General features: G+C 64.9%; 21 protein-coding genes. 9 read left to right on the top strand and 12 right to left on the bottom strand.

What is annotated here, in order from left to right:
* Positions 1 to 300 precede the first annotated feature (300 nt).
* The 8 genes from HLH29_RS02550 to HLH29_RS02515 form a co-directional block, all read right to left on the bottom strand.
* Positions 301 to 1,554 (bottom strand): arsenic transporter, encoded by a 1,254-nt coding sequence (locus HLH29_RS02550; protein WP_182964431.1) that lies wholly within the window; start codon positions 1,552 to 1,554, stop codon positions 301 to 303.
* Positions 1,551 to 2,813 carry an MFS transporter gene (locus tag HLH29_RS02545; RefSeq protein WP_182964430.1) on the bottom strand — a complete coding sequence of 421 codons (1,263 nt, stop codon included), beginning with the start codon at positions 2,811 to 2,813 and terminating at the stop codon, positions 1,551 to 1,553. The genes HLH29_RS02550 and HLH29_RS02545 overlap by 4 nt, the downstream gene beginning before the upstream one ends.
* Before the next feature lie 283 nt (positions 2,814 to 3,096).
* Positions 3,097 to 4,038 (bottom strand): metallophosphoesterase family protein, encoded by a 942-nt coding sequence (locus HLH29_RS02540; RefSeq protein WP_182964429.1) that lies wholly within the window; start codon positions 4,036 to 4,038, stop codon positions 3,097 to 3,099.
* A 326-nt stretch (positions 4,039 to 4,364) separates the two neighbouring features.
* Positions 4,365 to 4,976 (bottom strand): POTRA domain-containing protein, encoded by a 612-nt coding sequence (locus HLH29_RS02535; protein WP_246373663.1) that lies wholly within the window; start codon positions 4,974 to 4,976, stop codon positions 4,365 to 4,367.
* A gap of 115 nt (positions 4,977 to 5,091) precedes the next feature.
* Entirely contained in the window at positions 5,092 to 5,667 is a 576-nt protein-coding gene (locus HLH29_RS02530; protein WP_182964427.1) for a DJ-1/PfpI family protein, read from the bottom strand.
* A 30-nt stretch (positions 5,668 to 5,697) separates the two neighbouring features.
* Positions 5,698 to 6,264 carry a molybdenum cofactor biosynthesis protein B gene (gene moaB, locus HLH29_RS02525; protein WP_408871934.1) on the bottom strand — a complete coding sequence of 189 codons (567 nt, stop codon included), beginning with the start codon at positions 6,262 to 6,264 and terminating at the stop codon, positions 5,698 to 5,700.
* A gap of 14 nt (positions 6,265 to 6,278) precedes the next feature.
* Positions 6,279 to 8,963: an AAA family ATPase gene (locus tag HLH29_RS02520; protein ID WP_182964425.1), complete on the bottom strand. Its 2,685-nt coding sequence runs from the start codon at positions 8,961 to 8,963 to the stop codon at positions 6,279 to 6,281.
* Positions 8,960 to 10,102 carry a metallophosphoesterase family protein gene (locus HLH29_RS02515; RefSeq protein WP_182964424.1) on the bottom strand — a complete coding sequence of 381 codons (1,143 nt, stop codon included), beginning with the start codon at positions 10,100 to 10,102 and terminating at the stop codon, positions 8,960 to 8,962. Before HLH29_RS02515 ends, HLH29_RS02520 begins: the two co-directional genes overlap by 4 nt.
* A 254-nt stretch (positions 10,103 to 10,356) precedes the next feature.
* Between HLH29_RS02515 and HLH29_RS02510 the strand changes: the two genes are divergently transcribed.
* From HLH29_RS02510 to HLH29_RS02495, 4 genes are read left to right on the top strand one after another with little or no spacing between them, the layout of a single operon-like run.
* Entirely contained in the window at positions 10,357 to 12,432 is a 2,076-nt protein-coding gene (locus HLH29_RS02510; protein ID WP_182964423.1) for an FUSC family protein, read from the top strand.
* Positions 12,429 to 12,623: a DUF1656 domain-containing protein gene (locus HLH29_RS02505; RefSeq protein WP_182964422.1), complete on the top strand. Its 195-nt coding sequence runs from the start codon at positions 12,429 to 12,431 to the stop codon at positions 12,621 to 12,623. Before HLH29_RS02510 ends, HLH29_RS02505 begins: the two co-directional genes overlap by 4 nt.
* Before the next feature lie 12 nt (positions 12,624 to 12,635).
* The gene (locus HLH29_RS02500; protein WP_182964421.1) at positions 12,636 to 13,643 is read left to right on the top strand and encodes a biotin/lipoyl-binding protein; all 1,008 of its coding nucleotides are present in this window, start codon (positions 12,636 to 12,638) and stop codon (positions 13,641 to 13,643) included.
* A 50-nt stretch (positions 13,644 to 13,693) separates the two neighbouring features.
* Positions 13,694 to 14,041 (top strand): hypothetical protein, encoded by a 348-nt coding sequence (locus tag HLH29_RS02495; RefSeq protein WP_182964420.1) that lies wholly within the window; start codon positions 13,694 to 13,696, stop codon positions 14,039 to 14,041.
* Between the two features lie 251 nt (positions 14,042 to 14,292).
* On the opposite strand, the gene HLH29_RS02490 is transcribed toward HLH29_RS02495, so the two are convergent.
* Complete coding sequence (locus HLH29_RS02490; protein ID WP_182964419.1) at positions 14,293 to 14,631, bottom strand: chaperone modulator CbpM; 339 nt, start codon at positions 14,629 to 14,631, stop codon at positions 14,293 to 14,295.
* Positions 14,628 to 15,545 carry a DnaJ C-terminal domain-containing protein gene (locus tag HLH29_RS02485; protein ID WP_182964418.1) on the bottom strand — a complete coding sequence of 306 codons (918 nt, stop codon included), beginning with the start codon at positions 15,543 to 15,545 and terminating at the stop codon, positions 14,628 to 14,630. The genes HLH29_RS02490 and HLH29_RS02485 overlap by 4 nt, the downstream gene beginning before the upstream one ends.
* 207 nt (positions 15,546 to 15,752) lie before the next feature.
* On the opposite strand from HLH29_RS02485, the gene HLH29_RS02480 reads away from it, so the two are divergent.
* The 4 genes from HLH29_RS02480 (at position 15,753) to HLH29_RS02465 (ending at position 19,016) form a co-directional block, all read left to right on the top strand.
* Positions 15,753 to 16,121, top strand: a complete 369-nt coding sequence (locus HLH29_RS02480; RefSeq protein WP_182964417.1) for a hypothetical protein — start codon at positions 15,753 to 15,755, stop codon at positions 16,119 to 16,121.
* A gap of 149 nt (positions 16,122 to 16,270) precedes the next feature.
* Positions 16,271 to 17,014 (top strand): (Fe-S)-binding protein, encoded by a 744-nt coding sequence (locus HLH29_RS02475; protein WP_182964458.1) that lies wholly within the window; start codon positions 16,271 to 16,273, stop codon positions 17,012 to 17,014.
* The gene (locus tag HLH29_RS02470) at positions 17,011 to 18,429 is read left to right on the top strand and encodes a lactate utilization protein B (protein ID WP_182964416.1); all 1,419 of its coding nucleotides are present in this window, start codon (positions 17,011 to 17,013) and stop codon (positions 18,427 to 18,429) included. Before HLH29_RS02475 ends, HLH29_RS02470 begins: the two co-directional genes overlap by 4 nt.
* Positions 18,426 to 19,016, top strand: coding sequence for a LutC/YkgG family protein (locus HLH29_RS02465; protein ID WP_182964415.1), 591 nt, complete (start codon positions 18,426 to 18,428; stop codon positions 19,014 to 19,016). The genes HLH29_RS02470 and HLH29_RS02465 overlap by 4 nt, the downstream gene beginning before the upstream one ends.
* Before the next feature lie 757 nt (positions 19,017 to 19,773).
* Here the strand turns inward: HLH29_RS02465 and HLH29_RS02460 are convergent.
* Positions 19,774 to 20,757 (bottom strand): aldo/keto reductase, encoded by a 984-nt coding sequence (locus HLH29_RS02460; protein ID WP_182964414.1) that lies wholly within the window; start codon positions 20,755 to 20,757, stop codon positions 19,774 to 19,776.
* A gap of 329 nt (positions 20,758 to 21,086) precedes the next feature.
* On the opposite strand from HLH29_RS02460, the gene HLH29_RS02455 reads away from it, so the two are divergent.
* On the top strand, positions 21,087 to 22,004 hold the full coding sequence (locus HLH29_RS02455) for a DUF2272 domain-containing protein (RefSeq protein WP_182964413.1): 918 nt from the start codon (positions 21,087 to 21,089) through the stop codon (positions 22,002 to 22,004).
* Positions 22,005 to 22,052: 48 nt separating this feature from the next.
* On the opposite strand, the gene HLH29_RS02450 is transcribed toward HLH29_RS02455, so the two are convergent.
* Positions 22,053 to 22,496 (bottom strand): SufE family protein, encoded by a 444-nt coding sequence (locus HLH29_RS02450; protein ID WP_182964412.1) that lies wholly within the window; start codon positions 22,494 to 22,496, stop codon positions 22,053 to 22,055.
* Between the last annotated feature and the right edge of the window lie 215 nt (positions 22,497 to 22,711).

Genomic DNA, 22,711 nt, shown 5'->3' with positions numbered 1-22,711 from the left:
TCGATCAGTGGCTCCCAAACCGCCCACGCTTCGTCGGTGAAAATCTGTGTCGCATTGCTTTCAGTCATTCCTCATATATAGGAATAACCTACAAGATCTAACAGAGCCTAGAAGAACTGACTTTAACGCAGTCGAAGTCGGCGAAAAATCTATATCCCTTTTTTTTCGCGGAACAGATATTACTTAACAGATAGCAAGCGCATCTATTCATGGATTTCGGCGAAAAATAAATTTTATCAACGGACAATTCTGAGACTGGAACCTCTTCTGGAAAATCGCTGCAAGTATCGCACAGACCGCTCACCCGACTAAAAATCGTGCACCAAGAGCTGTAAAGAGCGCAACCGGCATGGCTACGGCGCCTATTTTTAGAAACTGTAGAAACCCAACGTCCTCGCCCCCGCGACGGATCACCTGCAACCAGAGAATTGTGGCCAGAGATCCTGTTACGGAAAGATTTGGGCCAAGATCCACACCGATCAGGAGGTTATCAATCACCAGTCGCGGTACATGAGCTTGCGCGACTGCCTCACTGGCGATCAATCCGGCAGGCAGGTTGTTCATGATGTTGGACATGAAGGCCAAAAGGGTACCCGCGCCCCAGGCAGCGGTTACAGGATTGGCGTTGGCGGTGTGCTGAAGCAGGCGGGCAATCTCCCCGACCAGCCCAGTACTTTCGACGGCGGCCACCAAAACGAACAGCCCACCCACCAGCGGCAGAACACCCCATGAAATATCCCGCATGAGCGCAATTGGTGATCGTCGTGCCAGCGCAGACACGCCCAAAGCTGTCCCAATGCCGGCAAGCGCTGTTGGCAAGCCGAGAGGCCGGTCAAATGCGGACACCGTCACAAGCAGGAGCGCGGTCAACACGATCCCGCCAAAAGCCGCCTTGCCTCCCAGTGTCAACGGGATGGTCTCAACCTGAGAGGCACATTCCTGACGCAGGTGTGTCCGTTCCATGCCACGCAAAACCAGATAAGTCGTCACGATCGCCAAGAGCGACGGTAGCGCGAATGATACCATCCATGATCCCAGGGCTGGGAGTGCGCCGTCATACAGAACCAGGTTTGCTGGATTAGAGACGGGCAGGACAAAGCTTGCCGCATTGGCAACGAGTGCACAGGCAAACAACAGTGGAAGTGGATCAGCTTTTGCCTTGGTCGCTGCTGCGAACACTGCAGGTGTCAGTACAACGGCCGTCGCATCATTGGACATGAAAGTCGTCACCACGACACCCGCCAGATAGACCAGTGTGAACAGCTTTACCGTCGAACCCGCGGCATGATTGACCGCCCAGGTTGCTATCCAGTCGAACAGCCCGTTTGCGCGTGCCGTTTCACTGAGCAGCATCATGCCAATCAGAAACAGATAGACATCGCCACCTTTCAGGAGGCCGGCACCCGCCATGGAAAGAGGGATCAGTCCCGTCAGCACGAGGAGTACGGCTCCTATGACTGCCCATACCCACTCCGGGACCCGAAGCGGCCGGATGATGACTCCAGCTGTTGCCAGGATGGCGATCGCCCAGATCGCTTCATGATGAAAGGTCATGCAGGCGCCCGGTCGGCAGAACGCACGGTCGATGCGGATCCTATCCAGAGGCCTAGCGATACGATGGCAAAGCAGCCCAGAATGTAGAATGCCGCAGGGTATCCAAGATCCTCAGCAAGCCATCCTCCCAGCGCAGGAGAAAGGCTTGCTCCAATTCCCTGCGCGGTCATGACAACACCCTGTCCGACATTGATCCGTCCGGTTCCGTTCAGAAGCCTGGCCACCAGACCCGGCACGGCGACACTCTGAAGCCCCGCACCGATACCATCGAGGATCTGCACCGGCCACACGCCCCAATGCTGGATGAAACTACCCGCAATCAGACCACGAAATGGCAGGGCGGCAAACGATATGAGCAGGACGATCCAGTAGCCACGGTCCCTGATGAAGCGCATCGCCAGAAGACTGACGACGATCATCACGGCCTGTGCGACCATCACGGTCATCGCCGTGAACATGGCCGGATTGCCTTTGCCTGCACTGACGACTGCCATGCCGTATAGGGGCAACATCGCTGCGTTGCCCAGATGGAAGAAGCACAGACAGATCGCCAGGATAAGGAGAGGCTTATGTCGTAGAAATGACTGTAGGCCCTCGGCCTTCCTCTCATCATGATCTACGGTACCGTCCAGCCCGCGCGCTGCCTTATGATCGATGGATTTTTCCGGGATCATGAACACAGCAGAAATGGCGAACAAGCCGAAAGCCACTTCGAGGCAGAAGATCGCTGAGAGGCCAAACTGCCACCCCAGCCAGCCGGAAAGTCCGGCCCCGACCATATTGCCGGCATGGTTCCAGGCCTGGTTACGACCGATCTGTGTGTTGAAGCCCTTCTGGCGCACGATCCCAAGCGTTATTCCCGCCATCAGAGGGCCGATCCCGGCTCCAGCCAAAGCGGTTGCAAGCTGACTGACCGTGACGACCGGCACCGATTGCGAACTCAGCAAAAGAAGAGAGGCAGAAATCGTGCAGAGCGCCGCCACAATGACGAGCAGCCGCTTTTTCGTCGTGTGATCAATCAGCGCCCCCGCGGGAATGGTGGCGAGCATTCCCACAATGCCTCCCGCACTCATGATGGTTCCGATCGGCCCCGTTTGCCAGCCGTGACGCTGAAGGAAAACGCCCAGAAAGGGACCTATGCCCGCCTGAACATCCGCCATGAAGAAGTTGAGTACGCATAAGGCGAACAACGCCCGATTGAGTCTGCGGACATCAAGACTTTCATCAGTGCCGGCAGCGGTGGCGAGGGTCTGGATCATCAGGTACTCTTCGTTCAGCAGCTAGCCTTAACTGCGTTCGAGAGAATAAGTTATATAAATATTTCTGCCGCTCTTTTTTCGAATTTAATGAATTGGTTATGGATATCCACTCGTTTGGACGAAGTCGCGCAAGTAGGAAAATGTCCGCTTCGGAGAAAATACATAATAAGCCGAAATGTCTTAACGGAAGCGAAAGCGGACACGCTTGCAATGCGAACATACCCGCTCCAAACGCAAGTCAATCAGCCGCTCCCACACCCGACTCTGAGTCCCCCCACTTTCCTCACGTATTCTGCGGATCGACACTCCGAAAGCCATATGTCTCATATCGCGTCGTCACAGCCCCATTCGCAACATTCACCACCATGAACCCCTCCGGAGTTCCGTAACGCGTGCCATGCCACCAGTTGCCGGAGACGGCACCGCCGGTAATGTAGGGCACGCCGTGCCAGTCGATACGCTCCAGAATATGCGTATGCCCCTGAAATACACCGATGACATTATAGCGATCGAACAGGGGAAGAACCTCGTAAGCGTTGACGACGCTCAGCGCGTGATGCTTCGCAGGCGTCGCAGGCGGGGCCGCATAGTCCTCGACGGCGGTGACGAGCGGAATATGCGTCACCACGATAATCGGCGTGCCTTCAGGCTGCGCGGCAAGATCATTGGCCAGCCACGCAATCTGCGGGGCATCGATCCGTCCCTCATATGAGCGATCCGCCGTGATCCCGATGGAATCGAGCACGACGACATGCACGCCCTTATGGTCGAATGAATAATAAAGACGGCCGAAATTATCCTCGAAATACTTCTTGCCATACATCGGGTCGGTCGGTTCGGCGCCGCTCTTCGTATAGACGCCAAAGCAGTCGTGATTGCCGATCGTATGATGAACCGGCAGCATCAGATCGTCGGCGGTACGCTTGTAAAGGTCCAGCAGCATCGTGGCGCGCGAGGCATTGACGCCAAGCGCGTCGAAAACATGGTCACCGCCCTGAATGGCGAAATCCGCTGGAACACCACGTGCTTTGACGAAAGCCGCATGACATCCAACCTGCGCGTTCAGCTCCGGCTGAAGGTGCGTGTCGGTGATGAACAGAAAGGTAAATGGCTCATGCGCACGCATCGGCGGACGGTTCGGCGCCGCCGCCCGCGCGCTGGTGGCACTGGCCAACGCAAACCCACCCGTCAGGGAAAGAAAGGAACGTCGGTTGATCTGAAACATGAAAGAGATGCTCCGGGCCAGGATGAACGATCTCGACAGTTTCGCATTCCCACGCACGGAACGAAGCAGCAGACAGGCAATGTCATAAAGGATTCATAGAACGGGCCTGCCAAACGCCCCATTCATCTGAACGGCCCTCAAACCAGAGCGTTCAGGCGCATTCCATATAGTTATCGGAACGTCTTATGGACGCACAGCGTCATAAATGAGGACCGAGCAACCGCAATGCAAAGAGCCCGTTCAAGAGAAACCGCCCGCCCAAGCCACGGCCCTACCAAAAAAAGACGCGAAGCGCGGCCAACAGCCCCGCCCCGCGTCCATCACCTTTATTTCTCGGTAATCTGATACGTCAGCACCACATGGTTATCCCCAGCCGGCTGCGACGGCACCACCTGGATCGCCGCGCCGACACCATGGTCCTGATAAGCCTTCTGCACCGCCTGCTGATCGGCCGCCATCGCCGCCTGATCGATCGTCGAGCCGGGACGCAGCTTCGTCGCGGCCGTCAGGTCGGCGGCAGACAGCTTCTTGTTCCCCTCGAAGACGATCTTGTCGACCACCAGCGCGGTCTGCACCACCTCCGGCGCCTGTTCCTCGATCGCCCATTCGACATAGACGGCGGCACCGGCGAATTTCATCTTCTGGCCGAATTTCAGGCCCACATTCTTCTTCTGATACACGCCCATCACGTCCTGCGCGCCGGCGGTAATCTGGTCCCGGGTCACGGTATCACCCTGATGGAACGGCAGGGCGGCCAGGATCTCGTCGGTCGAGACCTGCTTGTTCCCGGTAATGACCAGCGATTTCAGCTTCAGCGGCGTGGTGGCCGAAGGCGGGGAGGCCGCGAACGCCTGCGGGCCGCAGAACGAGGCGGAGGCAAAGCCGGTGGCGATCGCAACGGCCAGCGCCGAGCGGGCCAGAAGATGACGGGTGCGCAAGACGGAATTCTCCCAGACATGATCGGGCGGCCGGAACGCCGCCCTTGCCTGTCCATGATGCACAGCTATCCGCCCATGCCAATGCCGCCAGCCGACATGGGCGGCCCCAAGGCGATCAGATCGTGACGCCCACCCCCAGCACGGCAATAAACTGTGCCAGCCAGCGCGGATGCGCCGGCCAGGCCGGCGCCGTGACCAGCCATCCATCGGTCACCGCGTCATCGACCGCGATATCGGCATAAATCCCGCCCGCCAGTTCAACCTCCGGACGGCAGGCCGGATAGGCCGACACGGTACGCCCCTCGATCACCCTTGCGGCAGCCAGCAACTGGGCCCCATGGCACACGGCAGCAACCGGCCGGCCGGCAAAGGCGCGCACCAGATCGATCACCCGCTGGTCCAGCCGCAGATATTCCGGCGCCCGGCCACCCGGAATCACCAGCCCGGCATAATCCGCCGCGTTGACCCCCTCAAAATCCGCCGTCAGAGCGAAACGATGCCCCGGTTTCTCGCTATAGGTCTGCGCCCCTTCGAAATCGTGAATCGCCGTCAGCACATGCTCGCCCGCCTTCTTGCCCGGACAGACGGCATCGACCGTAAAGCCCAGCATCGACAGCGCCTGATACGGGACCATGATCTCGTAATCCTCGACATAGTCGCCCGCCAGAAGCAGCAATTTCTTCGCGCTCATGGATCGCGTTCCCTTTTCCGTGGTCGTCGTTCAGTCGTGCGAAGCCGGCAGATGCTCGCGCAGGCGCGGCATCAGCTCCACGAAATTGCAGGGCCGATGCCGGCTGTCGAGCTGCCAGACCAGAATATCGTCCCAGCCATCCTTCACGGCACCGCTCGACCCCGGCAGCGCGAACAGATAGGTCCCTCTAGCCACCCCGGCCAGCGCCCGCGACTGGATCGTGGAGGTCCCGATCTTCTGGTACGACAGCATGCGGAACAGCTCGCCGAACCCCTCGATGCGCTTCTCCAGCACCTGCTCATAGGCCTCGGGCGTCACATCGCGACCGGTCACGCCGGTGCCGCCGGTCGAGATAATGACGTCGATCTCGGGATCGGCGATCCATTCCTTCAGGCAACCGGTGATGTGATCGACATCATCCGGCTCGATGCTGCGCGCCGCCAGATGATGCCCGGCGGCAACAATCCGCTCGGCCAGCAACGTGCCGGAGGTATCGGTTTCCAGGGTACGCGTGTCCGATACGGTCATCACCGCAATGCGGACAGGCAGGAAGGGGCGGGTATGATCCAGCTTTGACATGGCGGCATGTTCCTCCATCGCCGGAAACGGCGTCAATGGCCTTCCGCAATCTCCGCACCGACCGGCTCGACCGCCAGCCGCCTTGCCCCCAACCCGGTAAACAGCTCCGTCCGGCAGGTCAGGATCAGGATCTGCAACCGGCCGGCCGCCTCGGTCAGAATGTCGAACATCCGATCCAGCCGCCCCGAATCGGCATAGGTCAGGGCATCGTCCAGCACCAGCATCGCCGGCCGCCCCCGCGCCTGCATCAGATCGGCCAGCCCCAGCCGCGCCAGCACCGCAATCTGCTCGCGCGTGCCATCCGACAGAGTCGCGAACGGCTCGTCAATCCGCCGCGACAGCGCCGAAATACTGAAATCCGGCTCCACGGTCGCCACCGCGCGCGGAAACAGCGCCCCCAACGCCGGCTGGATCGCGCGGGCCAGCGGCGCCAGATAACGCTCGGTCGCCGCCCGCTCCGCCGCCGCCACCGCATCGCGCAGGCATTGCAGGATCGCAACCTCCCGCGCGCAGGCCGCATCCTCCGCGGCATGGGCCGCCCGCAGCCGCTCCTGCGCCGCAATGCGCTCGTCCAGCCCATCGCCCTCCGCCACGCGAATGCGGGCCTCGCGCGCTGCCATCTCCTGCCGCAGTGCCGCCAGGCGCGCATGGCCGTCCTGAATCGTGCGCTCCAGCCGCTGGATCGTGGCATCGGCCAGCGCCTCCGTCCCTTCGGGCCGCGTCTCCTCGATACGCACCAGCGCCTGCTCCGCCCTTTCGGCGGCTTCATGCCCGGCCGCCAGCCGGGCAGACAGCGCCTCATCCGCCTCCACCGCCCGCGCGGCCTCCAGATCGCGCGCCAACTGGGCCGCGCCATCCCGCGCCACCTGCCATTCAGCCCGCAGGCGTGCCAGATCCTCCGCCGCCCGACGCATCGTCTCGTCGGGGGAAAGCAGCGCCCGATGCGCGGCATCGTACCGCGCCTCGGCCACGTCCATCGCCTGCCGGGCCGCCTCCAGCACCGCCAGCGGGTCATCCGTCCCGTCGTCGGCCTCACCGATCCGCGCGATGCGCACATCCAGATCCGCAAGCCGCCGCCGGGCCGCCTCCATCGCCGTCGCCGGCACCTGATCGGCGCTGGCCAGCAGACCGCCCAGCACCGTTCGCGCAGCCTGAAAGGCCAGTTCCGCCTGCCGCCGCACAGCCAGCGCCGCCTCGGCAGCGGCAATATCGGCGCAACCAGCCGCCCCGAGCACCCGGCGCAGCACCTCTTCCGCCCCCATCAGTTCCACGCGCAACGCGTCGCGCCCATGGCTGGCCGGTTCGATGCGGATGGTGCCGATCCCCTCGATCCGCAACACGGCATTATCCGTTACCACAATGCGGCCATTCTCCAGCGCCTGCCCATCCAGCACCAGCCGCCCGCGCGCGCCATCGGCCAATGTCACATCCAGCGTCGTCGCCTGCGCCCGGCTGGCGGCCCGCGCCGCATCCAGCGCGCGCTCGGCCTTGCGGATCGCCCCCATCCGCGCATCGTCGATCGTGCAGGCATCCAGTTCCGCCGCCGCCTGCGTCACAGCCCGCGCCGCCTCGTCCAGCCGGTCCAGCGCCGCCGCCGCCTCGCGCCGCTCACGCACCAGCCGCGCCCGCTCCACCCGGCCCGCCGCCAGGTCCAGCGCCCGGCGTGCCATCTGGCGCCCGGCATCGGCCACCCGCACCGCCTCCAGCCGCGCAGCATGCGCCGCGCCTGCCGCATCATGCGCCCCCTGCGCCGCCTGCAACGCGGCTTCCAACTCCGCCACCCGCGCCGTTCCCGCCGCCAGATCACGCTCCCACGCCGCGCGCCCGGCCAGATCCTGCCGCACGGCAGCCAATTGCGCCGCCGCATGGTCGCGCACCGCCCGCGCGGCCCGATACCGGGCATCATAATCCCGCAACCGGTCACGCACCCGGCCCGCCTCAGCCAGATCGGCGCGTTCCTTTTCCCGCCGGTCGACATCGTCCTCATGCGCCAGCCGGCGGCGCAGATCCGCCATGGCGTTCAGATCGTCTTCCAGGCCCTGCCGCCGCGTCTCCAACCGCGCAAGTTCGGCCGCCGCCTCCTGTTCGCCTTCCTTCGCGGCACGAAAGCGGCCGCGCGGATTCCCCCGCCCATCCAGCAGCACGGCCAGGTCGGCCGTCACCCGCGCCAGCACCCGGCCCGCCGCATCCCCACCGGTCATGGCATCCAGATCGGCTTCCAAGCACGACCGGATAGTGGCCCGCGCCGGGTCCGACAGGTCGGGCTGCACCAGGCTCTGCCCCTGCGTCACCCACAGCGCATTCAGCAGCCCCATCGCCTCGGCGCCGCGCTTGCCCGCCTCCACGCCCAGCAGATCCTGCAACCGCGCCTCGGCCGCGTCACCATCCAGCCGTTCGCCGCCCCCTTCCAGCCGGGCAAAAGCCCGCTGCATGAAGCGCTTCTCCAGCCGCCAGTCGCCCCCGTCGAGCGTGAAATCAACCGCGATACGCGGCGCCCCCCGCCCGCCATAAGGCTGCAATTCCGCGATCGGCCGCGCCTTCGACCCGTGCGGCAGCAGAAACACCGCACGCAACGCCGCCAGCAGCGTCGATTTGCCGAATTCGTTCGGCGCCCCCAGCAGGTTGATGCCCGGCCCCAGCCCCGTCAGCCGCACGGCATCGCCGAACCGACGAACCCGCTCGACCTCCAGCCCCCGCAGAATCATGCCACCGGTCATGCCATCCCCCCGGCCCCGTCGCGCGCCAGCAGATACAGCCGTTGCAGCGCCGCCGCCGCGATCGCCCGCGCCGCCTCGTCGCCCTCGCCGGCCTGCCGCGCCAGCGTCTCGGCGGCGGCCCGCACGGCGCCGCCCGGCCCGAACGCATCCAGATCGTCCGACGACGGCGCCAGCCCCGGCGCGCCATCGATTCGCAGCAACCGCAACGCCGAGCCCAGCCCGTCCACAATCCGCGCCTGCCAGCCTTCCAGCTCCGACAGCCCCAGCGCCCCGCTCACGGCCAGCCATACCAGCACCCGGCTGGGATCATCGGGATCGATCGCGCGCAGCCGCCCCTCCAGCGCCGCGATATCGTCGGCACAGGTCAGCACCGCCTGCGCCCGCGCCCAGCGAAAGCGCCCGACCGCATGGGATTCGACCACCGGTTCGGCCCGAGGCCCATCCAGCGTCACCAGCAGCGCCTGCCCCCCGCCCGCACCGCCGAGGTCGAACCCATCGACCTCCGGCGTGCCCGAATACCAGGTGCGGGCATCGATCCGCTGGGCGCCATGCCAATCGCCAAGCGCGAGATAGGATAGCCCCGCCTGCCGCGCCCGATCGATGGCCAGCAGATTATGCCCCGGCGCCTCCTCCCCGAAACTCCGCACCGAACCATGCGCCAGCCCGACCCGGATCGCCCCCTCGGGCGTGGCCGCGCCATCCATCCAGACGGTCGGGTCGCCGATGACATGCCGATGCCCCAATCCGGCGGGCAGCAGCCACGCCGTACCCGCCGCATCCAGCGCCGCCGGCGCGTGGGCCAGATGCGGCACGATATGATCCGGCAGGCCGGTCCGCGCCAGCCGTTCCCACAGCCCGTCCCGCTCGTTGAAATCATGGTTGCCGGGAATCAGGTGCCAGCGCAGGTCGGGAAACTGGCGCATCCGCTCCACCGGCTGGCGCAGCGTGCGCTCCGAGGGGCGCAGATGGTCGTAGATATCCCCCGCCACCACGACGCATTCCGCCCCCTGGGCGCGGGCCAGACGGCCGATCCGGCCGATCGCTTCCAGCCGTTCCTGCTGCAGGACGGGCAGGATATCATCGTCGGCGAAGCGGAAAACCTTGCCGATCTGCCAGTCGGACGTGTGAAGCAGGCGCATCCCCCCTTATCGCCCGATCCGGCAAGGACGGCCAGAGGGACATGCCACCGGCGCATACCAGCCATCGTCACCACCCGAAGCCGCAGAGGGCGCATGCGATAACGATATTTCTCATGCACCCATCATGTATTTTTCACATTCGCACATTTCCGATCCCCGCCGCACCCGCCCTCTGATACGGTTTGTCGCGACCTGGACATATATGGCGCGTCCGCAACCGCCATAGTCCGCGCCGCGCGAGCAGACGGAGGACCATGAAGGCGATGGAACAGGGCGGAACGGGCATGGCGACGGCCCTCGCGCGCTGGATCTGGCTGCCCGCCACACGCCCGGCCTGGCTGCCGCCGGGCAGCATCGCCTTCTGCCTGCGCAGTTGGGCCGCCGTCATGCTGGCACTGGGCGTGGCCTTCTGGCTGCAGATCGACTCCCCCGCCAGCGCAGGCGTCACGGTCATGATCCTGACCCAGCCCCTGCGCGGGCAGATCCTGTCCAAGGCGCTGTACCGCATGGCCGGCACCCTGGCGGGCGCCACGGTGGCCATCGGGCTGATCGCACTCTTCGGGCAGGACCGCATGATGTTCCTCGGCGGCGCCGCCCTGTGGCTGGGCCTGTGCGTGGTGGTGGGCACGCTGTTGCGCGATTTCCGGGCCTATGGCGCGCTGCTGGCCGGCTACACCGTCGCCATCATCGGCATCGGCTGCATCGACCGCCCGGAGGATGTCTTCACCGTCGCCATCTTCCGCGTCTCGGCCATCATGATCGGCATCGTCTCGGTGGCGGTCGTCAATGACGTGACGGGCTCGCCCACCGCATGGCACCGGCTGGCCACCGGCCTGCGCCACGGCGCCGCCGAGGTGCAGCGGATCGCCCGCGACGCCGTCAACGGGCAGGCTTCCCCCGACGACGTCACCTGGGTGTCGCTGGCGGGGCGCATCATGGCACTGACCAGCCAGGTCTCCTTCGCCCGCACCGAACTGGCCGACAGCGCGCTGCGCATGACGGGCGCACGCTCGGCCATGGTGGCCATGCTGGACATGATCTCATGCAGCCGCGCCATCAGCGGCGTCCTGCGCATGGATCAGGAAGTCCGGCCCACCATCCTCGCCCGCGTGCGCCAACGCTTCGGCGACGGCACCCCTTTCGCCGACGAGGACGAAGCCAGCCGCGCACTGGAAGACCTGCTGCGCCTCGAACCCGGCGCCCCGCCCCTGACCCCGGCCGAAGCCTATCTGATCGAACGCACGATGGCCCTGCTCTCCTACGGGCGCTGGGTCCGGGACGGCATCCACACGCTGGAAGAAGGCCGCGCCGCCCCCCGTATCGCCCAGGACGTGCACATCGCCCGCCAGCAGGACCCGGTGCTGGCCCTGCTGAACGGCACACGGGTCATGGTCGGCTTCACCGTCGCCGCCCTGATCTGCATCCTCAGCGGCCTGCCGGGAACGACGACGACCCTGCTCCAGGTCGCCACCATCCTCACCCTGTCGATCACCACCTTCGACACCCGTGCCTTCGGCATGGGGGCGCTGATCGGCGTGCCGCTATCCACCGTCTGCGCCCTGGTGCTCGATACCCGCATCCTGCCCTATGGCTCGGGCATGATCTTCTTTTCGCTGATGCTGGCTCCGGTCATCTTCGCCAGCTGCCTGCTGCTGATCCATCCGCGCCTGATGCCGGTGGGGCTGAATTTCGGGGTCTTCTTCTTCATCGTGCTGGGCTTGGACAATTTTCATAATTACGACCCGACCCAGTTCGTCGACCGCAATCTCTATTACATGCTCTCTTCGGTGATCCTGTTCTTCGCGCTCACGCTGGCTCCTCCGTCGGCCCGGCGGCGGCGGTTCCGCATCGCCATGGCGGTGTCCATGACGCTGCGGCGCCAATTCACCGGCCAGGGCGACATCGCCAGCCCCGCCCTGATCAGCCGGCAATATGACCGCCTGCTCCAGGCCCGCACCTGGACCGGCCACCTGCCGCAGAAACCCATCACCCTGCGCGTGTTCGACCGCATCGTGTCGTTGGGCGACCTCAACGGCGCGCTGGCGCGGGCCCGCCGCCACCTGATGCGCGCCGCCACCATCCCGGCAGTGGCCCAGCCGGTCGCCCGGACCCAGGACATGCTGCGCACCCTCAACCTGGCCGAGGCCGGCACCCCCATCCTGGACCAGGCCGCCCACCTGCTGGCAGCGTCCGACACCCTGCCCCCGGCCGACCGCGAAACGCTGATCGGCGCAGTATCCGGCCTGTTCGGCGCGGCCCGCCTGCTGGACCGCAACGCCCGGGCCCTGCGCCATTACGGCATCCTGCCCGTGCCCGAGGCATCGCGATGACACCCACTATCTCGATAGCCGGGGTGGAGGTCGCCTCCTTCCTGATCGATGCCGGGCTGGCGGTCCTGACCCTGCTGCTGCTGCGCCCGCTTCTGGCCAGCCGGATGGTGCAGAAACGGGTGTGGAACGTGCCGCTGGTCGAATTCGGCATCCTGATCTGCCTGGTCGGGCTGTATGTGTTTCTTCTGTAAAAGGGTCCGATAGTGTTCGAACGCGCCCGCATGGTCATGCGGATGACCACCACGCTGGCCATCCTGGCCGTCGCCACGATCGTCCTGCTCGGGCTGTGGCAATACTACACCGCCGCCCCCTGGACCCGGAACGGCCAGGTCCGCGTCCAGGTCGCCAACATCGCGCCGCGCGTATCGGGCCAGATCGTGGAGATCCACGTCGCCGACAACCAGTACGTCCATCGCGGCGACGTGCTGTACACCATCGACCCGTTCGATTTCCGCGTCGCGGTCGCCCAGGCCACGGCCCGCGTCAACGAACGGCAGGCCGACATGACCCTCCGCCTGGCGCAGCATCAGCGCCGCCAGCAACTCTCCTCGGCCTCCGCCTCGGCCGAGGAAAAGCAGCAGTTCGAAGCCGTGGCGGAGCAGGCCAAGGCCCAATATGCCGAAGCCCTGGCCGCCCTGTCGCAGGCACGCATCAACCTGGAACGCACCCAGGTCCACAGCACCGTCAACGGCTACGTCACCAACCTGACGATGCGTGTCGGCGATTTCGCGACCGCCGGCATGTCCGACATCCAGGTGATCGACGCCGATTCCTTCTGGGTCGACGGGTATTTCGAGGAAACGCGGCTGCGCGGCCTCTATCGCGGCGCCCTGATGCGCATCGACCTGATGGGCGTGCCGACCCCGCTATGGGGCCATGTGGAAAGCATCACGCGCGGCATTTCCTCGACCAATGCCGAGCGCTCGACCCAGGGCCTGCCCTCGGTCAATCCGGTCTATACCTGGGTCAGGCTGGCCCAGCGCATTCCGGTGCGCATCCACATCGACACGCTGCCCGCGGGGCTGACGCTCTCGGCGGGCATGACGGCCAGCGTCTCGATGGTCCTCCCCGACGGCTGCCGGCCCCGCCTGTCATGGCGCACCCTGTTCGACGGGCTGAAACGGCTGGTGGCCCACCCCAAACCGCCCAACGCCACGCTGCACACCACCACCGCGGCCGCCCCCCTGTCGGACACCGACCAGACACAGTAAGGTCCGGCGAAAGACAAGACAGACAAACAGACAGACCCGGAGAGTACGCCATGCCCCGCCTTCACGCCCTTGCCGCCGCGCTGCTGGCCCTGTCCGCGACACAGGCCCATGCCGCCGCCAGCCCGCTCACGGGCCAGTGGGCCGCCATGGGCCTCTCCCCGGTCGTGGTCGGCGCGCCCGACGCACACCATCAGGTCCAGGTCACCCTGCCCGACGAGCTGCACACCTACGCGCCGCATCAGGTCACGCTGGCCCCCCACGGCAAGGACGAACTGCAATCGCTCGGCCATGATCCGCTGGTGACATTCCGCCTGGTCTCGGCCAACAGCGCCAACCTCACCATCAAGGGCACCAAGCCCGGTCAGGTCGCCAATCTCCCCCTCAGCCGCAACGACTGAGAGCGTGGCTGGAAATGCGCGCTGGTGGCGATCCGACGCGCGTCCGCTGTGCGCCGGTGCTCACGGCCATCAAGGCCGCTCCGCTCCGGTGCTCGCGGACACACGCCGGCCGTGCCGCTAACGCGGCACTCTCGCTCACCAGCCCACATGTCCAGCCACGCTCTCTCGGCCGACCTTGAGGCATTGCTAACCAGGCCGTCCCAGCTTCTCTTTTCCCCGCCTCCAGAATTTCTGTCCGCCGATAAAGGAAGCTACCCCCGCCCTTCCTCCGGCACGCCCAACAGGGCGGCCAGGCGCGTGCGCAGATCGCCCGCCTGGGGGCGGTCCAGCACCGCGCGCAGATGCAGCATCTGGCGCCGCGCATCATAAAGCTGGTCCAGCAGGGACAGCACCACCGGCATCCCCTCGTCCCCGATTCCCAGATCCCCCGTCAGTTCGGCAATCAGCCGCGCCCGGGCCACGTCGATATCATGAAAGACATAGGCCCCCGGCTCGCCCTCCGGCCGCAGCCACGCGCTGTCGATCCAGTGCTGGACATCGACCGCGCTGACATTGCCCACCTGCACGCACAGGGTCTCGATCGTGATCATGCGGCACCTCCCCCCTTCGCCTCGCCCGGTGGGGTCCAGGATTTCAGGAAGTCCTCCAGCCCCGCGTCCGTGGGGCCGATCGTGACCTGCAACGTCACGTACAGGTTGCCGGCCTCCTGGCCGCCATGGGCCTTCACGCCCTTGCCGCGCAGGCGCAGCACGCTGCCGCTGTCGGAATGGGCCGGAACGTTCATCGACACCGACCCGCTCGGCGTCGGCACCTTGATCGGCCCGCCCAGCACGGCGGTCTTCACGCCCACGGGCAGCGTCATGCGCACATCGTTGCCGTCACGGGTATAGGTCGGGCTGGGGGCAACACTGATGGTGATCAGCGCATCACCGGCCGGCCCGCCCTGATGGCCCTCGCCCCCCTTGCCGCGCAGGCGCATCACCTGCCCGTCCTCGATCCCGGGCGGGATCTTCACATCCAGCGTCCCGCCGCCCGGCAGGGTCACGCGCGACGTGCCGCCATTGACCGCATCCTCGAAACTGACGGTCAGCGAGAAATTCCGGTCGTCGCCCCGCGCCGGCCCCTGCGGCCGGCGGCGAAAACCCCGCTGCCCGAACATCGACCCGAAGACATCGCCCAGATCATCCTCGGAGAACCCGCCGGCGGAATAGCGAAACCCCTGCGCCCCCTCGGCATGGTCGCGATAGCCACCGCCCCCTCCGCCGGGCCAGCCACGCTCCTGGCCCGCCGCATCGATCTCGCCACGGTCGAAACGCGCACGCTGGTCGGCATCCGACAGCAACGCATGAGCCGAGCCGATCGCCTTGAATTTCTCCTCGGCCACCTTGTCACCCGGGTTGAGGTCGGGATGATATTTCTTGGCCAGCTTGCGATAGGCCTTGCGGATGTCGTCCTGGCTGGCCGTGCGCGACAGGCCCAGGATCTCGTACGGATCGGTACTCACGGTTCTGCGTCTTCTCCCTGGCTGGACGCGATGTCGAACGAACGGACGCGCCGCCCGGCGGCGCCCCGGCGCCCCGTCATGCAGGCGCGCCCCTTACCCGAAATAATGGGGAGCCCCCGCCGGACGGTCAATGTAAGCCGGCGAGCAGGGCTGCTATCCTGCGCGCGCGCCCTCCCGGCGGAGGCCGCAGAAACAGGGATTTCGACCATGACCCTCCGCATCGACGCAAGCCGCCTGCTTCTGCTGCTGGCCGGAACGGGCATGGGCCTCGCCAGCCCGGCGCAGGCGCACCCGCACAAGGAACATTCGATCTACGGTTCCGTTTCCGGCTACCGCGCGATCATGGACCGCAACAGCGACGCCTATCACGCCGCGGACGCCTTCTGCCAGACCAATGCCTCCGTCAACGCGGCCACCAGCGGCACCACGACGGTGACGAGCGGCGGCGGCGGCGGCGGCGGGAGCGGCAATCAGTTCAAGCGCCTGAAGACCCAATACGCCGTCTGCATGGAAAGCCAGGGCGCCTGGATACGCATCACCGGCAACGCAGCCGGCGACCGACCCGACAATGACTGACGCCGGGGCAAGCTCCCCAGAAATCCCCCGGTTGAGTCGCCCCCGCATCTTGTTATAACAATCGTCGGTCCAAGAACCGAGAAGGCCGGAAACGGCCCATCATGACGGCCCGCGCGGGCGGCGGCGCCGAGGGGGAAAGCCCGATGCGAATGAAAATAGGCCTGTTCGTACCCTGCTATGTCGATGCCTTCTATCCCGGCGTCGGCATCGCGACGCTCGAACTGCTGGAACGGCTGGGCCAGGACGTCACCTACCCGCAGGAGCAGACCTGCTGCGGCCAGCCGATGACGAACGCCGGCTGCGTGTCGGATTCCGCCGCGGCCGAGGCCCTGTTCGTGCGGCTGTTCGCCGGCTTCGACGCCATCGTGATGCCCTCGGGAAGCTGCACCCATCACGTCCGCGCGCATTTCGACGCCATCGAACAGACCGACGCCGTGCGCCACGTCCGCGCCAACACCTACGAGCTGGTCGAATTCCTGCACGACGTGCTGAAAGTGCGCGATTTCCCCTGGGCGGAATTTCCCCACACGGTCGGGCTGCACAATAGCTGCTCGTCCCTGCGCGCGCTCCGCACCGCCAGCATGTCGGAACTGGGCGAACCCGCCTTCTCCAAACCCATGACCCTGCTGTCCGGCGTCAAGGGCATCCGCTTCGCCACCCCCGCCCGGCCCGACGAATGCTGCGGCTTCGGCGGCACCTTCTCCGTCTCCGAGGAAGCCGTGTCCGCCCGCATGGGGCTCGACAAGGTCCGCGACCACCACCAGGCGGGCGCCGAATATATCGTGTCGGCCGATTCCTCCTGCATGATGCACCAGCGCGGCTGCGCCGAGCGCGCCGGCGTGAACATCCGCTTCATCCACATCGCTGAAATCCTGAACGGAGCCCGGCAATGAAGGAAAAGCCCATCAACCACGCGGGCGCCGCCGCCACCTTCATCGCCGACAAGCCGCACCTGGACTTCCACGATGCAAGATTGTGGGACATGCGCCAGAAGCGCGACGCCCAGATGCATGTACTGCCCGAATGGCAGGACCTGCGCAGCCGGGCTTCCGCCATCAAGGAACACGCGCTGGCGAACCTCGCCGATTATCTGGAAGAATTCGAACGCAACGCCAAACGCAACGGCATCCACGTCCACTGGGCCGCCGACGGCACGGAGCATAACCGCATCGTCGCCGAAATCCTGGCCGCACGCGGCGCCAGGACGCTCATCAAGAGCAAGTCGATGGTAACCGAGGAATGCGACCTCCGCCCCTATCTGGCGGCGCGCGGCGTCACGGTCACCGAGACCGACCTGGGCGAACGCATCCAGCAGCTCGACGACCAGTTGCCCAGTCACATCGTCGTGCCATCGGTCCACAAACTGACCGAGGACGTGGCCCGGATCTTCGCCCGGCATTACGGCACCGATCCCGACGCCGACGATCCGCACCAACTGGCAGAGGCACAGCGCCTGGCCGCGCGCCCGGTCATCCTGCATGCCGACGCAGGCATGACCGGCGGCAATTTCTTCGTGGCCGAAACTGGCACGTTCGTCGTCTGCACCAACGAGGGCAATGCCGATCTCAGCGCCACCGTGCCGGGCGTGCATATCGCCACCATCGGCATCGAACGCGTCGTGCCCCGCATGGCCGATCTGGGTGTGTTCATCCGCCTGCTGTCGCGCAGCGCCCTGGGCTCGCCCATTACCCAATATACCAGCCATTTCCGCGGCCCGCAGGATGGCGGCGAAATGCACGTCATCCTGGTCGATAACGGCCGCTCCGCCCGGCTGGGCATGGACGATTTCTGGACCTCGCTGAAATGCATCCGCTGCGGCGCGTGCATGAACACCTGCCCGGTCTACCGCCGCTCGGGCGGCCTGTCCTACGGCGCGGTCTATTCCGGCCCGATCGGCGCGATCATCGACCCCACCTTCAACGAGCGCAAATACAGCACGCTGCCCTACGCCTCGACGCTCAACGGCAGTTGCACCAATGTCTGCCCGGTCAAGATCAATATCCACGAACAGCTTTTCAAATGGCGGCAGGTCCTGGTCGAACACCACCAGATGCCGTTCGTGAAGCGCGAGATCATGCACATGGCCGGCAAGCTGATGGGCCAGCCCAAACTCTACCGCGCCGCCATCGCCGGCACCGAAACCGCACTCGGCACCCTGCCCCGCTTCGCGCTGTACAACTGGCTGAACCCCTGGGGCAAAAACCGGGAACTCCCCGAACCGGTCAAGGAAACCTTCCATAGCTGGTACCGCCGCAACCGCCCGGCGGCAAAGCCCGGCCAAACCGACAATGCGGAGAACACGCCATGAGCGCCCGCGACACCATCCTGGCCACCCTGCGCCGCAACAGCCCCGACCCGGCCGCCCACCCGCTGCCGGACCCGGCCCTGCTGGGTGAATCCGACGCCAGTCCGGAACGGTTCAGCGCCAGCCTGACCCAGATGGGCGGCACGATGCTGGACTGCCACCCCGACGAACCGCTCGACCAGGCCATCGCCCGCCGTTTCCCCAAACCCGGCCTGATGATCTGCTCCCTGGTACCCGAAGCCACCGGCACCGTACAAATCGAAGACCTGCCCACCCCGCAATCCGCCGAACCGGTCGACGTCACGATCGTCCGCGCCGCCTTCGGCATCGCGGAGACCGGCTCGATCTTCCTCAGCGAATCCCAGCTCCACCTCAACGCCATCGCCCACCTGACCCAGCACATGGTGGTCCTGCTGGACCCGGCGCAGATCACGGCCAACATGCACACCGCCTACCTGCGCCCCGAATTCCACACCGCCCGCTACGGCGTCCTCATGAGCGGCCCCTCCGCCACCGCCGACATCCAGGGCGTCCTCATCCGCGGCGCCCAGGGTGTCAGAAGCCTCGCCGTCTGTTTCGCACCCCAATAGGAAGATCAGGCAGGTCTGCCCCTATATGAAAGACCTGCTTCCTTCTCTTTATCCCTTCTGCACCCAATAAAGGAGATTATCACAGATAGGAGATTTTCCTCGCGGAGTATGAATTTTTTACGAAATTCCACTGGGGCGTTGCAATATTTTCATTGCTTTTACTACAATACATTGTGCATATATCTTAATATCTAAAAAAACTTACGCTAAATAAAACAAAATAGACGCAGGTTTCGGTTGTAGTATTATTAGACGACGGCACTTATGTTTCATGGAGAATGGCGTCCGTATTGGGATTAGAACCCGCTGAAACTGGTATTGTTTCGCAATATCCAGCCTTGATTTGGCAGATGATTGGAAACGTTAACAATATGACATCGTCAGTTATCTTTAGAAGATAGGACCTAGCTATGTCAGCTAATACAAAATACAAATTATTGTCAATATGTATGTATTTTTCATTTATTTCTTTCTTAACGGATGCAATTTATTCTGGATTTTTGAGGAAGGATTTTTTCCACAACAGGAGCACATTTATTGCACTTTCTGTTTGCATATTTATATCTTATGCAAGATTGCTTACGAAGCGCGAAAAGCGCATCGACGTTTAAGAGCCTGTTTGGAAATGCGCGCCGGTGGCGATCCAACGCGCATTTTCCTGTGCTTCGATGCTCGCGGCCATCAAGGCCGCTCTCACCGGCTGGCCGCGTGGTCCGCACCATGTCGGATGCAGACGTGCTTCTGACACGTTTCCCTGTCAACCACCCGGTGGCGCCATGAATTCCGGCCCCACCGGATCGGTGATGTGGGTCGCCAGAATACGGTCGATCTCCGCCTTGTCCTCCGCCGACAGGGTCCAACCGCACGCCTGATCAATCCCCGCGATCTGCTCGGGCTTGCGCGCCCCCCACAGCGCGATGGTCGGCCCCTGGTCCAGCACCCAGCGGATCGCCAGCGCCAGTACCGACCGCCCGAACCGTTCCTTCGCAAACGCCTCCAGCGCCGCAACCGCCGCCAGATACTGGGCAAAGCGCGGCGCCTGGAATTTCGGATCGGCACTGCGCAGATCGTCACTCCCGAAATGACTGTCGGCCTTCATCTTGCCCGACAGCAGCCCCCGGCACAGCGGCCCATAGGCCAGCACAGCCAGACCATGCCCGACCGACCACGGCAGGATATCGGCCTCGATCGCACGTTCGAACAGATTGTATGGCGGCTGCACGGCAGCCAGCGGCGCTACGGCGCTGAACTGCTCCATCTGCGCGACCGAGAAATTGCTCACCCCCAGCGCCAGCACCTTGCCCTCGCGATGCAGATCCTCCAGCACCCGTGCCGTTTCGTCGATCGCCACCGACGGGTCGGGCCAATGGATCTGGTAGAGGTCGATCCGGTCGGTGCGCAGCCGACGCAGCGAGTCCTCGATTTCCTGCCGGATGCGCGCGGCGGAGCAGTTGCGGAACGGCTTGCCGTCCTTCCAGTCCAGCCCGACCTTGGTGGCGATGGCCACCTTGTCGCGCCGCCCGTCCAGCGCCTGCCCCACCACTTCCTCCGAATGGCCGAACCCATAGACCGGCGCGGTATCGATCAGGCTGATCCCCAGATCCAGCGCCTCGTGGATCGTGGCGATGGCCTGGCGGTCATCCGCCCCACCCCACATCCAGCCACCGATCGCCCATGTGCCCAGCGCAATGCGCGAGACCGGAAAGGGAATGCCCGAGACGGCAATGGTTTCCATCGGCATGAAATGCTCCTTCCTGCCCGGCTCCCCTGGGGAGCGGGCTCAGCGATCGGGAAAGAACGCAAAAAGGACCGGAGCGCATGCACGCCCCGGCCAAGTCTTTCCCTCGTATGCAAGCGACGGCCGAGCCGTCAGGTGACATCGGGCGCCGGAACCGGTCGCGCGACAATGAAAAAGCATTTCATATTGCTATCTTTTCCGTGAACGGTCCCGGTCGCATGGCTCCATTTCCCCACGCCGCCTCTTTTCGCGCCGCGCGTCGCGTCCTATGGGTAGGGGCCGGCGTCGTGCGCGCGACACAGCCGGCCCGCGCTGAATGGAGAAGCGAAGCAATGTCGCGCAAGGTCGCAATGACGGCATCACGCACGATTACCCTCACGGCCCCCCTGGCGATCCTCGCCGCCTGCGCCCCGCATTATCCCTCCCCGCATCGGGCCCACACGCCATCGGCGCAATACGCGTCCGGCCAGGGCGCGCTGGTGGTGGACGAGCATGTCCCCGACTTCGCCAACCGCAATTTCGAACCCTTCACCCGCCAGGACGTGGCCGCGATCGCGATGCGGGAATGGCGGATGTTCGGCCAGCCGGTCGATGACGACGACCCCGAACAGCGCCCCGAGGCCGCCAGCGCAAGCGTCAAGCCGGAACGCATGCCCGGCCTGTGGCAGCGGGTGGGCGAGTATTGGTGGATCGGCCAGGACCCGAGCGAAACCGAGATCGCCTGGACCGGCAAGCATAATGGCGAAGGCGCGATCACCGACTATGTCCATGACGGGATGTTCGCCTGGTCGGCGGCCTTCATTTCCTACGTCATGCGGGTGGCCGGCGCCAACGACCGCTTCGCCTATTCGCCCAACCATTCCACCTATATCAACGCCGCCGCCTCCGGCACCGAAAGCGGCGTCCGCGCGCAGGACCCGGCCGCCTACGCCCCGGCATTGGGCGACCTGATCTGCGTCGGCCGAGGTGCGAGCAAGTCGGTCCGCTTCGCCGACCTGCCGACGCGATATGGTTTCCCGGCCCATTGCGGCATCGTGGTCGCCACCGGCCAGAACGGACAGCCCTTCGGCCGCCAGATCAGCATCATCGGCGGCAATGTCGACGACACGGTGGCCCTGACCCACGTCCCGGTCGGGCCGGACGGAAAACTCGCCGACGCCACCGGCCACAGCTACGACCCGCGCTATCCATGGTGCGTCGTGCTGCAGGTGCTGTACGACGCCGACGCCGAACCAGCCGGGCAAGACTGAACCGCGACACGACCCGGCACACGCACCGGGTCGCCGCCAGCCGCGTGTCTACGCGCCGACCTGGGCGGCCGCATGCCGGATGGCCCGCGCCATCGCCTCGACCCCGTTGCCGCGATTGGTCGACAGCGCCTGCACCAGCCCCAGATCACGCAGGAAACCGGAATCGGTCGCCAGGATTTCCTCCGCGCTCCGCCCCGAATAGACCCGAAGCAGCAGCGCCACCAGGCCCGAGACGATGGCGGCGTCCGACGCTCCGGCAAAGAACAGCACGCCGTCGCGCGCGGTCATTTCCAGCCAGACCTGGCTCTGGCAGCCGGGCACGCGATGGGCATCATCCATCCATTCGGCGGGAAAGGGCGGCATCGTGCGGCCCAGTTCGATGATGTACTGGTAACGCTGCATCCAGTCATCGAAGAGGTCCAGCTCCTCACCGATCGCGGCAATCGCGGCGGCGGCGGTCGCGTCCTGGGGCGTGACGAAAGGATCAGTCATCAAGGCTACCTGACAAAAAACAATCAAATGGGCGAGCAAAGACTAAACCACATCCCCACTCACCAGAAACCCGCGACCCGCGATGGGGCCCCGAACACGAAGTTTGTGGCCGGAAACGTGGGCTGGTGAGCGAGAATGCCGCGCAGCGGCACGGCCGTCGTGTGTTTCCGAGCACCGAAGCGGAGCGGCCTTACGGGCCATGAGCATCAGAGCAC

Source organism: Gluconacetobacter tumulicola (genome assembly GCF_014174215.1).
GTDB lineage: Bacteria > Pseudomonadota > Alphaproteobacteria > Acetobacterales > Acetobacteraceae > Gluconacetobacter > Gluconacetobacter tumulicola.
This window is presented reverse-complemented; position numbering and strand designations above follow the sequence as displayed.

What these genes read in the sequence shown, in the direction of transcription:
- HLH29_RS02540 (WP_182964429.1), bottom strand. Translation starts at nt 4,038, where the DNA reads ATGTTTCAGATCAACCGACGTTCCTTTCTTTCCCTGACGGGTGGGTTT.
- HLH29_RS02520 (WP_182964425.1), bottom strand. Translation starts at nt 8,963, where the DNA reads ATGACCGGTGGCATGATTCTGCGGGGGCTGGAGGTCGAGCGGGTTCGT.
- HLH29_RS02545 (WP_182964430.1), bottom strand. Translation starts at nt 2,813, where the DNA reads ATGATCCAGACCCTCGCCACCGCTGCCGGCACTGATGAAAGTCTTGAT.
- HLH29_RS02475 (WP_182964458.1), top strand. Translation starts at nt 16,271, where the DNA reads ATGAAAATAGGCCTGTTCGTACCCTGCTATGTCGATGCCTTCTATCCC.
- HLH29_RS02450 (WP_182964412.1), bottom strand. Translation starts at nt 22,496, where the DNA reads ATGACTGATCCTTTCGTCACGCCCCAGGACGCGACCGCCGCCGCCGCG.
- HLH29_RS02460 (WP_182964414.1), bottom strand. Translation starts at nt 20,757, where the DNA reads ATGCCGATGGAAACCATTGCCGTCTCGGGCATTCCCTTTCCGGTCTCG.
- moaB (WP_408871934.1), bottom strand. Translation starts at nt 6,264, where the DNA reads ATGGAGGAACATGCCGCCATGTCAAAGCTGGATCATACCCGCCCCTTC.
- HLH29_RS02530 (WP_182964427.1), bottom strand. Translation starts at nt 5,667, where the DNA reads ATGAGCGCGAAGAAATTGCTGCTTCTGGCGGGCGACTATGTCGAGGAT.
- HLH29_RS02515 (WP_182964424.1), bottom strand. Translation starts at nt 10,102, where the DNA reads ATGCGCCTGCTTCACACGTCCGACTGGCAGATCGGCAAGGTTTTCCGC.
- HLH29_RS02550 (WP_182964431.1), bottom strand. Translation starts at nt 1,554, where the DNA reads ATGACCTTTCATCATGAAGCGATCTGGGCGATCGCCATCCTGGCAACA.
- HLH29_RS02490 (WP_182964419.1), bottom strand. Translation starts at nt 14,631, where the DNA reads ATGATCACGATCGAGACCCTGTGCGTGCAGGTGGGCAATGTCAGCGCG.
- HLH29_RS02465 (WP_182964415.1), top strand. Translation starts at nt 18,426, where the DNA reads ATGAGCGCCCGCGACACCATCCTGGCCACCCTGCGCCGCAACAGCCCC.
- HLH29_RS02480 (WP_182964417.1), top strand. Translation starts at nt 15,753, where the DNA reads ATGACCCTCCGCATCGACGCAAGCCGCCTGCTTCTGCTGCTGGCCGGA.
- HLH29_RS02505 (WP_182964422.1), top strand. Translation starts at nt 12,429, where the DNA reads ATGACACCCACTATCTCGATAGCCGGGGTGGAGGTCGCCTCCTTCCTG.
- HLH29_RS02495 (WP_182964420.1), top strand. Translation starts at nt 13,694, where the DNA reads ATGCCCCGCCTTCACGCCCTTGCCGCCGCGCTGCTGGCCCTGTCCGCG.
- HLH29_RS02510 (WP_182964423.1), top strand. Translation starts at nt 10,357, where the DNA reads ATGAAGGCGATGGAACAGGGCGGAACGGGCATGGCGACGGCCCTCGCG.
- HLH29_RS02470 (WP_182964416.1), top strand. Translation starts at nt 17,011, where the DNA reads ATGAAGGAAAAGCCCATCAACCACGCGGGCGCCGCCGCCACCTTCATC.
- HLH29_RS02455 (WP_182964413.1), top strand. Translation starts at nt 21,087, where the DNA reads ATGTCGCGCAAGGTCGCAATGACGGCATCACGCACGATTACCCTCACG.